At 60.2% G+C, this 11257-nt stretch carries 9 protein-coding genes; all 9 read right to left on the bottom strand.

What is annotated here, in order from left to right:
- Nucleotides 1-1289: polyketide synthase (locus E3O56_RS12475; protein ID WP_248128360.1), on the bottom strand; the 1289-nt coding region annotated here is incomplete at its 3' end.
- Nucleotides 1286-1606 (bottom strand): acyl carrier protein, encoded by a 321-nt coding sequence (locus tag E3O56_RS12470; protein ID WP_032877008.1) that lies wholly within the window; start codon nucleotides 1604-1606, stop codon nucleotides 1286-1288. The genes E3O56_RS12475 and E3O56_RS12470, both read right to left, overlap by 4 nt.
- The gene (locus tag E3O56_RS12465; protein WP_078820783.1) at nucleotides 1600-2373 is read right to left on the bottom strand and encodes an SDR family oxidoreductase; all 774 of its coding nucleotides are present in this window, start codon (nucleotides 2371-2373) and stop codon (nucleotides 1600-1602) included. Before E3O56_RS12465 ends, E3O56_RS12470 begins: the two co-directional genes overlap by 7 nt.
- On the bottom strand, nucleotides 2370-3725 hold the full coding sequence (locus E3O56_RS12460; RefSeq protein ID WP_248128359.1) for a fatty acid--CoA ligase family protein: 1356 nt from the start codon (nucleotides 3723-3725) through the stop codon (nucleotides 2370-2372). Before E3O56_RS12460 ends, E3O56_RS12465 begins: the two co-directional genes overlap by 4 nt.
- 47 nt (nucleotides 3726-3772) lie before the next feature.
- Complete coding sequence (locus tag E3O56_RS12455; protein ID WP_248089455.1) at nucleotides 3773-4702, bottom strand: VOC family protein; 930 nt, start codon at nucleotides 4700-4702, stop codon at nucleotides 3773-3775.
- A complete protein-coding gene (locus tag E3O56_RS12450; protein WP_032877012.1) occupies nucleotides 4699-6063 on the bottom strand; it encodes a cytochrome P450 in 1365 nt (454 codons plus the stop codon). Before E3O56_RS12450 ends, E3O56_RS12455 begins: the two co-directional genes overlap by 4 nt.
- A 125-nt stretch (nucleotides 6064-6188) precedes the next feature.
- Nucleotides 6189-7040, bottom strand: a complete 852-nt coding sequence (locus E3O56_RS12445) for a 4'-phosphopantetheinyl transferase superfamily protein (RefSeq protein WP_223018438.1) — start codon at nucleotides 7038-7040, stop codon at nucleotides 6189-6191.
- Nucleotides 7041-7100: 60 nt separating this feature from the next.
- Nucleotides 7101-10193, bottom strand: a complete 3093-nt coding sequence (gene ileS / locus E3O56_RS12440; protein ID WP_078820779.1) for an isoleucine--tRNA ligase — start codon at nucleotides 10191-10193, stop codon at nucleotides 7101-7103.
- Nucleotides 10194-10275: 82 nt separating this feature from the next.
- Nucleotides 10276-11214 carry an alpha/beta hydrolase gene (locus E3O56_RS12435; RefSeq protein WP_103735466.1) on the bottom strand — a complete coding sequence of 313 codons (939 nt, stop codon included), beginning with the start codon at nucleotides 11212-11214 and terminating at the stop codon, nucleotides 10276-10278.
- Nucleotides 11215-11257 lie beyond the last annotated feature (43 nt).

The following is an 11257-nucleotide window of genomic DNA, read 5'->3' as shown; positions in this document are numbered from 1 at the left end:
CCCAGGCAATTGATCGCTGCCAACCGCGCAGTGTCGGCGGGTTGCTCCAGCGCCTGCGACCACACCCGGGTGTCCTGGCTGACCCGGAACGGCGAATGCTCGAAATCGATGCGCGGATTGGGCGTGGTGAAATTGAGTGAAGGCACCAGGGTGTCGTGCTTTAGCATCAACGCCACTTTGATCAGGCTGGCGATGCCGGCTGCCTGTTCAAGGTGACCAATATTGGATTTGACACTGCCTATCGCACAAAAACCGTGGTCCTGGGTATCCAGGCGGAAGGCTTTTTCAAGCGCCTTGATTTCCAGAGGGTCGCCCAGGCTGGTGGCGGTACCATGACACTCCACATAACTGATCTGCCGCGCATTGGCGCGCGCCAGCGTGATCGCCCGCACCATGGCTTTGGCCTGCCCTGGCACACTGGTGGCGGTGTAGCCGATTTTCATCGCCCCATCATTGTTGACATGGCTGGATTTGATCAGCGCATACACATGATCACCATCGCGTATCGCGTCGGCGTGGCGGCGTACGATGACGCTCGCCACGCCGCTGCCGAACAACGTGCCGCTGGCATCACTGGAAAACGGACAGCAACGACCGTCGCGAGACAATAACGGGCTCTGTCCGAGGGGATAACCGGTATGGTGCGGAATACGAATGGCGGCTGCCCCCACCAGCGCAGTGTCGACCTCCCCCAGGCGCAGAGCGTTGCAGGCCAGGTGCAACGCCACCAGCGAACTTGAACACGCGGTCTGCACGGTCATGCTCGGGCCTGTCAGGTTGAGCTTGAAGGACAGGCGCGTGGCGAGAAAATCCTTGTCGTTACCCTGGTGAACCAGGCTGGCGGTTTCATGATGCAAGGGGTCGAGACGGTCACCAAACTGATGCAAATAGCTGGTGGTGATGCCCCCCATGCATGCATAGACACCCGTCACGCCGGCTTGAGCCGCCTTGACATGCCCGGCATCCTCAAGCGCCTCATACCCCACCTCCAGCAACAGTCGATGCTGCGGATCGAGCAATATGGCCTCGCGCGCGGAAACCCCGAAGAACCGCGCATCGAACCATTCGATGCCTTCAAGCACCGGGCTGCGCCGGATATAACCAGGCTCGCTCCATTGCTCGCGGGTGACACCCGCCGCGCTCAGTTGCTGATCGTCAAGGTCAACGATCGACTCGCGGCCCTGGCGCAGGTTCTCCCAGAACACTCGCTGGTCAGGGGCACCCGGAAAGCGGCATGCCAACCCGACAACGGCCAGGTCGCCCAGATGGCTCTCTAGGGCCTGGCTCACAGTTGGCGCAGATCACGCAGTTGGGCGTCCAGCGGGTCCGGACTCGGCCCCGGCACACCCTGTTGCGCATACGCTCGACACAAGTCCGCCACGGTCACGATGCTGGTGATCGCCACGGCATCGGCGAAGGGGTCTGTTCCATAAACCGCTTCCAGGTTGCTGATCAGCGTCGCCAGATCCAGGGAGCTCAGGCCCAAGTCGCTGAAGCGGCTGTCAATTTCCACCGCCACCAAAGGCCCACCCTTCGCCCCCAGAACCTGAGCGATCTGGTGCTCTACTTGATCGAATACTTGATCCATGACTTGATGATTCAGCATGTGAAACCTCCATCGACTGCGATGTTTTGACCGGTGACAAAGGTGCCCCGGTCTACCAGGTACAGGATCAGATCCGCGACTTCCTGCTGGGTACCCAGACGCCCCAACGGTGTGCGGCGCTCGATCCTGCTGAGTGTCTGGGGGCTCAGGTCCTTGACCATGTCGCTGGAAAAGTAGCCAGGCGAAACTGAGTTGACGCGAATGCCCCGTGGGCCCAGCTCCTTGGCCAGGCTGCGGGTCAAGCCATCCATCGCGGCCTTGGTTGCGCTGTAAACCGTCAGGCCGGAATGACCCCGCAGGGCATTGATAGATGACACATTCACCACGCTGCCCGCGCCACGCTTGAGCAGCTTGGCCGTGACCAGCTTGGTCAGGTACAACTGGCCCTTGAGGTTGATATCAAGCGCACTGTCGATGTCCGCCACGCGCATCGTGCTGAGGATGCCTTCAACACCGGTGGCGGCATTGTTGACGAGCCCGTCGAGGCCACCGAAGCGCTTTTCCACCTGCTGGACGAAGGCGGTGAGCGCTGAGTAGTCGGTGCAGTCCAGTGCCTGCCAATGAAAGTCGGCACGCTCGCTCAACTCCGTGACAGCCGGGGACTCTCGACGACTGAAGGTCGCGACGTTATAGCCTGCCTCCAGGAAACATCGGACCGTCGTCAATCCCAGGCCCTGGCTACCGCCACTGACAATGATGGTGCCCTTTACCGCAGATGGAGCGCTGTCATGGCGAGTGTGTAAAGCGTCAGAAACTGCATCAGTCATTGCGAGGCCACCTTGATTTTCTTGAATCGATCGCTGTGCAGGCGCCCGGTCACAAATTCGATATGACGCGGCACCTTGAAATCTTCCAACCCTTGCTGGCAATGCAGCATGATCTGGCGCTTGGCGTCGTCGGTGTCCAACTCACCCTCCAGAACGACCGTGGCGGCCACGATCTGCCCGGTGACCGGACTCTTGCGCCCCCATACCACGGCATCCTTGACGAAGGGGAGGCTCAACAGCCGACTCTCGACTTCTACCGGCAGCACTTTGAGCCCTCCCACATTGATCAGGCTTTCTCCACGCCCGAGGATGCGGAAATAATCGCCACGGGTTTCAACCATATCCCCCGTGCATAGCCAGCCCTCCTGATCGATCACCGACGGCGCGTTCAGATAGCCGAGCATCGCGGTGCGGGTCTTGATCCACAGAATCTGATCAACCACCTTCACCTGCACATCGTCAGTGGCAATTTGAATCCACAGCGAGTCACTCGACTCCGAGCGCGTGGAGAGGATGCCCAGCTCGCTCATGCCATAGGTCTGCTTGAAACGCACAGCCGGGAACACCTCGTTCAGCGCGGCCAGGGTCGATTCGGGCATGGTCTCGGTGCCGTAGGTCACCAGTTCCAGGCTGGAAAGATCGTAGGTCTCGTACGCCCGTCCCCATAGCAGCATGTTGAGAAATGTAGGGGTGGCGGGAAGGAGCTGGATCCGGTGTTCAGCAATCTGCCGGCAAATGCTCACGGCGTCGCGGGAATCGAGCTTGACCAGTGTCGAGCCGCTGAATAAACAGTGCAGCAACGTATTGAAACCGCCGATATGGTCCAGCAACAGGAATGCAGCCGTGGTACGAGGCCTTGAGCGCGGCGCATCGCGGTATTTGGCAAAAAGCCTTTCGAGGCTGAGCAGGATGGCCTTGGGCTCGCCGCTGCTGCCTGAACTGAGCAATATCAGACCGGCTTCTCGGCGATCGAACAGGCCTGCCACCAACTCGTGGGTGGGCAACTGTGTGGTTAACGCCTGCAGATCGCCGGAGTGATCGGCGTCGATGATCCAACTGGCCCCTGTCGTACGTGCCACCGCCGCGCAGCGTTCAGACGAACTGCGATTGAGTGGCACCACCACGCAATGCCGGGTGTACAAGGCCAGAATCGCCCCCACCATCGCGCAGCTATAATCACCATTGACGATTACCGTGCAGCACGCGATGTTCTGGTGCGCCAGAAGCGCCTGCCAGGACATCATCGCTTGCCCTATGGCGTTGAAGGAGGACTGCTGGCCATCGGCGATCAGCGCAATGCCGTCGCCGAACGAAGCCAGGCGGTCGCTGATCCAATTACGTTCCTCTCTCATGTCTGCCTGTGCTCCTGTTGCTGTTTGCCAAAACACCGCACGAACGCTCAAGGCGATGCGCGAGCCATCCTGGCCGACAACCCGACCAGCCCTCCAATCAGTAACCGCGCCAGCCTGGCCAACCTTCCGGGAGCGCGAAAGCCCCAGATGGCATCCATCCAGGCGGGCAATTGCAGCAACTCCACCGACAGCCCAGCGCGGCTGCGCAGGTACACCACGTGGGATAACCCACCGCCAACCGGCGGCGTGCTTGAGCTGAAGCCTTCACGCAGCACGCGTCGGTAAAGGGCATTGAAGTGGCTTGGGCGGCGTACGCCCAGGGCGACATTCATCAGTCCGGGTTCATTGAGTGGTCGTACGGCGCCCACACCTTGGCGGTGCACCAGTTCGATCCAGTGCTCACCCGCATCCAGGGCGCAGCGCGGCGTGTCGCAGCTGACCGTGGCCGAGGGCTGGCACGCCGACAGCGGCAGCCCCAGCGCCCGATGAAAATAATCCACGGCGTCCTCCAGATCTTCGACCACCAGCCGTACGCCGATAATGCGCCCGACCGCGCCGCCAGCCTCAGCCTCCACCAGTTGCACCGGTACGCCATCGGGGTCGCGCAGCACTGTGCCGGCGAGGTCGACGGGTATACCGGCCGCCTGCAAGCGCGCCACGGCGGCGTCTATATCGGCTACCGCGACAAACAAGCGCTCGTAGCCGCTGCGTGTGCGCGTTGCCGCCGGCAACCGGCACGGTTGGCTGAACTCGAAGAATTCAAGCTGAAAAAATGCCTGTGCGTCAGCCATCCAGTAATTGACGCCCTGCACCGCCGTCATCTCGAACAGTCGGGCAGCCATGGGTCCGCGAACCTGAAAACTGCCGGTGGCACGCAAACCCAACAACGCGGCATAAAACTGCATGCTGGTGGCGGCGTCGGCGGAGCAGATTGCGACCTGGCACAATCGCGGCGGCGCAAGTTCGGACCTGCTCACGGGCGATTCCGTGGCGTAAAGGAAATGGCAAATCGCTCGCTCAAGCCTGCGGCGGGGTTGGAGAAATCCATCTTGATATCGCTGAGCTTGCACGCCGGGCGCAAATCGGTGTGATACAAAAACAGCGCCAGGTTCAACGACAACAGGATATTGGCCAGCCCCGCCCCGATGCAGGTGTGCGGCCCACGACCGAAGGGTGCCCAGGCGCCGCTGGCGCGGTGTTCAAGCCGCGGCTCTTCATAGCGAGTGATGTCGAAGACCTGAGGGTTCTTGAACCACGCAGGATCCGTGTGGTTGGCAGTGGTGAATAGAATGATGTCCTGCCCTTTGTCGATCGAGTAACCCTGGAACTCGAAGTCTTTCGCTGCCGTACGGCGCACGGCGTAGGCCGTTGGATAAAGACGCATCACCTCGCGGATGAAGTTCTTCAGGGTCTCCATGTTTTCCAGGCCATCAGCGTCCGGCAATCCCTGGCTGAAACAGGCATCCACTTCATCACGCAACGCCTGGTGCAAGTGCGGCTGCTTGAAAAGCTCCAGCAGCATGAAGCTCAAGGTGGCACCGACGGTGTCGATGCCTGCCAGGTAGGAGATGATGGCGTGGTTGCGCATATCTCCTGGGGTAAACCACTGGGGCTGGACCATCTGCCCTTTTTCCTTGAGCGTCTGGAAGTAACCCTGGGTTTGCTCCTGGGTCCGTTCCGACTCGATAATCCGGTCAGCCAGCGCCTGCACCTGCTTTTTCGCCGCCCGGTAACCCGGCAGGCGCAACGCCAGCCGCGGCCACTTTTTCAGGGCACAAACGTTCATCGCGGTATTCTGATACCGCATCAGCGCCTCGACTTCATCCGGCGTGGGTTGATAACCCTGCAGTGATCCACCAATCTGCTGCGACAGCACATGCCGAAACAGCGCCGACACCTTTTGATCAACGCCGTAGCGCGCTTGCAGGGTATCCGTGAAGATCTGCGCAAGCATGGGAATGCGCTCGTTGAACGCCGACTTGGAGAACAGCGGCTTCATCAGGTTGCGCTGGAAGCGATGGGCATCACCATCCACGCCGATGAACGAATGCGGGCATTGCATCTCTTGCAAGGTCGCTTCCCAGAACCCGCTTGAGACAAAGCAATCCTTGCCCTTGTCCGCCACGAATCGGTTCGCCTCCATGCCGGCCAATACCACGAAGTTCATATGCGCGGCCTTGACCCGGTAGACATCGCCATAGGTACTGCGCGTGGTTTGCAAGAAGCCCAGGGGGTTGCGGATCAAGGCAAGCGCACTGCCGAGCAGTGGCCAGCCCTTGACCACGGGAAGCTGGCGGTTGCCGGCCCCACTCGAGACCTCTCTTTCCCACGATGTCATCGTTGCTCTCCCGGATGGCGTTTGGTCTATGCATTGCCGCGCCCTGCCTGCGACACATCAGTGCCCAGCGAAAAAAGCATAACCAAAAGCGGCGCGATCCAAACCTATAAGCACTGATAGGTAAATTAGCCGAGGTCGATCTCGGGTGTGGCGCAGATGCCCGGCAGCCTCCATGGCGGCGTCACCGTGTGGGGGGCCGCTTGGCGCCGACACAGGCAGGCCAGGTCGAGGGTACGCACGCGGGGAATGACTTCCTGCACGCGCAGGCAAAACCTGGCCCGAGGCGATTCATGACAGGCAGCCACAGCCAGGCAGTAGCGCGCCAGCAGCAGTGTTGACCAGAATTGCCAATGCCGGGCGTCGGTTGTCGGTGGGTTGAATTGAAGGGAATGCCCGCAGCTTGGCCCCAGCCGGAAGGCAAAGCTGTCGAGCGGTACAGCAAGACCTTCGCCGCGGGCCTTTATGTAGGCTTCCTTGAGTGTCCATATCTCGAAAAATCGCTGCGCACGGTGCGCTGCGCCACACTGCTGCAGGTCGTGGCGCTCGGCGGCCGCAAAGAACGTATCGGCCACCGAAACGCCGTCGCCCTGGCGCTGCAGGTCTTCAACATCGATGCCGATTGCCTGTCGCGACACGGCCATGACGATCAAGCCATCGGTATGGGAAACATTGAAGTGCAGGGACTGCGAGGGGTCCAACACCGGATCGATACACGGCTTGCCGTGATCGTTGTAGGCAAAGCACCAGTGCTGCGGGGGAATACCGGGGTGATACATCGACAACACATGACGCACAAGCGCCCGGGTAACCAGGTACTGATGGCGATGTCGGGCAAAATGAAATTGCGCCATCCGCTGGCGCTCACTGTCACTGAGCACCGCGGCATATTCGGCCAACAGGTCAGCCGCGACGATCAACTCATCACGACAGACCCACAACTGGATATCGCCCGGTGGTAACGGCCACTCACGATCCATCGTGACTCCAGCGGCACCACCTGGTGCCGCTCGACAGCGCGGCACCAGGTCGGCATTGCCTCAGGCCAGTACGCTACGGCGCAGTTGAATACGCACAGGGTCGCCCTCGGGCAGCTCGACTTCGTCCACTGCCAGCGGCGCCTCAAGATCGCTGCGCAACAAGCTCTGGACCAGTAACTGGCTCTTGAGCCAGTCCTCGTGGTGCACCAGGATCTCATCGACATAGGCACCGCCGAGCACGGCGATGTCGACTTTTTCGGTGTAGCCCAGCTTGGCTTTCTTGCGCAGGTCTTGCAGCCTGCGGTTGAGCTCACGTACGGCGCCTTCGCGCTTGAGCGAGGCATCGATGTCCAAGTCCAGCCAGACCACCATGTTCTCGACAATCCCGACGTTATTGAGCGTGTCACGCACGGTCAGGCGACGCTCGAACTCGTGGGGCTGGATCGTCTGCCCTGCGGCAACCAGCCCCCCCTGTTCATCGATTACATACTCTCCAGCCTTCACCGCTGTGGTGACCGCCTTCATCGCCGGGCCCAGTCGCTTGCCGAGCAAGGAGAAGATCAATACCACCACGGGCTGCGCCCACTCGTCGGCATCGGCGGCCCACTGGACCTGCTTGACGTTGAGTTCCTCCTCGAGGAACTGTGCATAGCGCTCCAGTACGGCCTGTTCGATACCCGCGACGCGAATGCTGCGCAACGGAAACTTCTGCGAAACCCCATTGGTTTCGCGCACATTGCGCACGCTGGCGATCAAGTTACGCAGGCTGCTCATTTCATCGGCCAACTCGTACGACAGGTACTGGCGATCGATGCTCGGCCAGTCTTGCAGGTGCACAGAGTCGGCATACCCCAGTTCGGTGTAGACCGCCTCAGCCAGAAACGGCATGAAGGGCGCCAGCAGACGAGCAAAATTAGATAACGCGTAGTGCAGCACTTCATAGCACTGGCGCTTGTCGTCATCCAGGCCATCGCGCCAGATGCGTGCCTTGTTCAAGCGCAGGTACCAGGTACTCAAGACGTTGATGAACACTTCGATACGCGAATAGATCTTGGAAAAATCCAGAGACTCCATCCACATCTTGATATCCGATTCCAGCGCCGCCAACTCATGCAACAAGTAGTGGTCCAGGACATTGTCCAGGGGCTGGCCAAGGTCGCCGGAAGGACTGAACTGGTCGATTTCGGTGAACGTTTTATAGAACTGCAGGCAATTCCAGAACAGCAGATGGTAGCGGCGCACCACGTCGCGCACCGACTCTTCACTGAACTTGATGTCCTCTCCCTTGCAGACCGGCGATGCCAGCAAGGCCACGCGCAAGGCGTCCGAACCGTGGGTCTGCATGAGATCCATCGGGTTGGGGTAGTTCTTCAGGCGCTTGGACATCTTGCGACCGTCCTTGGCCAGAATCACCCCGTGGCACATGGCGTTCTTGAAGGGGTTCTGCTCGAAACAGCCGGTGGAGATGACCATCATCGTGTAGAACCAACCGCGGGTCTGCGCAAGGTACTCGACGATGAAGTCGGCAGGGAAAGTCTGTTCGAACTCCTGCTTGTTTTCGAACGGGTAGTGCCGACTGGCGAACGGCATTGCGCCCGATTCGAACCAGCAATCGAAGACACCAGTCACCCGACTCATGGTGCCCTCGCAGCACTGGCAGGCGAAACGATGCTCGTCGATATGAGGCACATGCAGGTCTTCGACCTTGCGCCCGGAACGCGCTTCGATCTGCGCGATGCTGCCCATCACCTCGACGGTGCCGCACTGGTCACAGCGCCATACCGGGATGGGCGCACCCCAGAAACGGTTGCGTGACACCGCCCAATCGCGGGCATTACGGATCCAGTCCCCGAAGCGCCCTTCCTTCACATGCTCGGGCACCCAGTTGACCTGGCTGTTGTTTTCCACCAACTGCTCGCGCAGCGCCGACGCGCGGATGAACCAGGACTCTACCGCGCGATAGATCAGAGGGTTATCGCAACGCCAGCAGTGTGGATAGTTGTGTTCGATCTGTTCTTGCTTGAACAGCAAGCCACTGCTCTTCAGATCTGCAAGGATGCGCGGCGTGGCCTCGAAAATATTCTGCCCGGCATACTGCGCCACCGCATCGGAAAAGGTACCGTCGTCGCGAACAGGGTTAGGTGCAGGCAACTCGTATTGCTGCCCGAGCAAGGCGTCGTCCTCACCGAACGCAGGGGCAATGTGGACAATGCCAGAGCCATCGCCCATCTGTACGAAGTCGGCGGTGACCACGCGATGGGCCGAGGCATCGATCACCTCGCCGACCACCGGCAGATAACGCAGCCCAGCCAGCTCTGCGCCGGTACAGCGTTCCAGGATCACCGGCTCATCGAACAAGCCGCCCAGGCAACCTTCGGCCAGCCATAGGCGCTCTTCGCCGTGCTCGATGCACACATAGTTTTCATCGGCGGCCACGGCCAGTGCGACGTTGGCAGGCAACGTCCAGGGTGTGGTGGTCCATGCCAGGAAGAAAGTGTCCGGGCGGTCTTGTTGCCTGAACTTGACATAGGCGGACATATCGCGGCGCGGGCGGAAGGCGTCGTCCAGGCGCGCCTCGAAATTCGACAACACCGTCTGGCAACGCACGCAGTAAGGCACGATCTTGCCGCCCTCGTAGACATGCCCCTTGTCATGCAAGGTTTTAAAGCCCCACAGCACCGACTCCATGTAGTCGTTATCCATGGTCTTGTAGGCGCCATCGAAATCGACCCAACGGCCCATCCGGTTGACAAAGCCACGCCAGTCATCGGCGTATTTGAGCACCAGCTCTCTGCACTCGTCGTTGAACTGCTCCACGCCAAACTCGAGAATATCGCGCTTGGACTTGAAGCCCATGGCCTTCTCGACTTCGAACTCCACCGGCAAGCCGTGGCAATCCCAGCCCCAGCGGCGTGGGACCTGTTTGCCGAGCATCGTCTGGTAACGCGGTATAACGTCTTTGATATAGGAAGTCAGAATATGGCCGTAGTGCGGCAGGCCGGTAGCAAACGGCGGGCCGTCATAAAATACGTACACCGGCTTACCCTCACGGGCGCTGATGGATTGCTCGAACGTCTTTTCTTTTTCCCACCGCTCGAGTACCGCATCTTCCATTGCCGGAAATCTAACCGGCCCACTTCCTTCCGTACTCATCAGTCACACCTGTCAGTAAAAACAAAAAAAGCACCCCCTCGGGGCTTTACCTTACCTGGCGGTCTGCCGCCGCCATCGCCCGTCAATCCACGTCTGCCTCACCCTGTCGACTGGCGGCCGATACAACTGACGGCGCACAAAAAGGGGTGAGAAAAGCAGGTGGCACGGTACGACAGTCAAACGCTTCCAGCGTTTGCAGAAACCCCAGCATAACCTTGGATACACTCTCTTGTGTATCAGAGAAAAGCGTGTAGTGCCCCCAATCGTCCATGATGCGCACCTGCGCATTGGGCAGAATCTCTCCCAGGCTCAGTGAGTCCTGGAACGACACCATGGTGTCTTGCCGCCCCCCTATCACCAGGACTGGCACGCTGATCGGGGCACACCACTGGCGATCCACTTCAGGCTCAGCGGCGCTTTGGATCAGGTACATATAGCGCAGCAATGCCTGGGGGCCGCTTTTGAAGGGAGCCTCCACCAAGCCGCGGATGCGCGCATCGGCCAGCCCTGTGAGGCGGGTGGCTGTCTGTTCCGTGTTATTGGCGAAGATGGTGTGGTACATGAAATCGAGCTTGGACTCATCTTCGACCAATATGCGACTGACCTTGCCAATGGCATCGCCAGCCACTGCGCTGTAGCGGCTATTGAAGAAATTCGGGCTGTTGAACAACAGCAGCGCCTCCAAGCGTGCGGGCCATCTGCGCGCATAAGCCAACGCGGTATGAATGCCGGTGCACCAGGCGGCCAGTACCACCGGGCCAGGAGCGAGCATGGCCATCAGGTGTTCCAGGTCGCGCACCTGATCGTCCAGCGCATATTCGCGAAACCTATCGTCATACGCCCCCGGCAATCCGCGCCGTTCCCAGGTGACAAAGCCAATACCGGCCGCCTGCAGCGCCTGGGCCACGCCCTGCGTCACGGCGTTGCCGATGCCCAGGGCATTGACGAACACCACGGTGCCACCCGGCGCCTGCGTGTGTAGCACCTCCAGGCTCAAGCCATCGTGCGTGATCAGTTGCATGCTGTGTGTCCCTCTCTTCACTGTGCCTGCTTGCCCCAAGGTG

It is taken from the genome of Pseudomonas sp. W2Aug9, assembly GCF_023127755.1.
Lineage (GTDB): Bacteria > Pseudomonadota > Gammaproteobacteria > Pseudomonadales > Pseudomonadaceae > Aquipseudomonas > Aquipseudomonas synxantha_A.
This window is presented reverse-complemented; position numbering and strand designations above follow the sequence as displayed.

Bases quoted from the DNA above. Each gene is read 5' to 3' on its own strand.
- E3O56_RS12470 (WP_032877008.1), bottom strand. From the start codon at position 1,606: ATGCTGAATCATCAAGTCATGGATCAAGTATTCGATCAAGTAGAGCAC.
- E3O56_RS12465 (WP_078820783.1), bottom strand. From the start codon at position 2,373: ATGACTGATGCAGTTTCTGACGCTTTACACACTCGCCATGACAGCGCT.
- E3O56_RS12460 (WP_248128359.1), bottom strand. From the start codon at position 3,725: ATGAGAGAGGAACGTAATTGGATCAGCGACCGCCTGGCTTCGTTCGGC.
- E3O56_RS12450 (WP_032877012.1), bottom strand. From the start codon at position 6,063: ATGACATCGTGGGAAAGAGAGGTCTCGAGTGGGGCCGGCAACCGCCAG.
- E3O56_RS12445 (WP_223018438.1), bottom strand. From the start codon at position 7,040: ATGGATCGTGAGTGGCCGTTACCACCGGGCGATATCCAGTTGTGGGTC.
- ileS (WP_078820779.1), bottom strand. From the start codon at position 10,193: ATGAGTACGGAAGGAAGTGGGCCGGTTAGATTTCCGGCAATGGAAGAT.
- E3O56_RS12435 (WP_103735466.1), bottom strand. From the start codon at position 11,214: ATGCAACTGATCACGCACGATGGCTTGAGCCTGGAGGTGCTACACACG.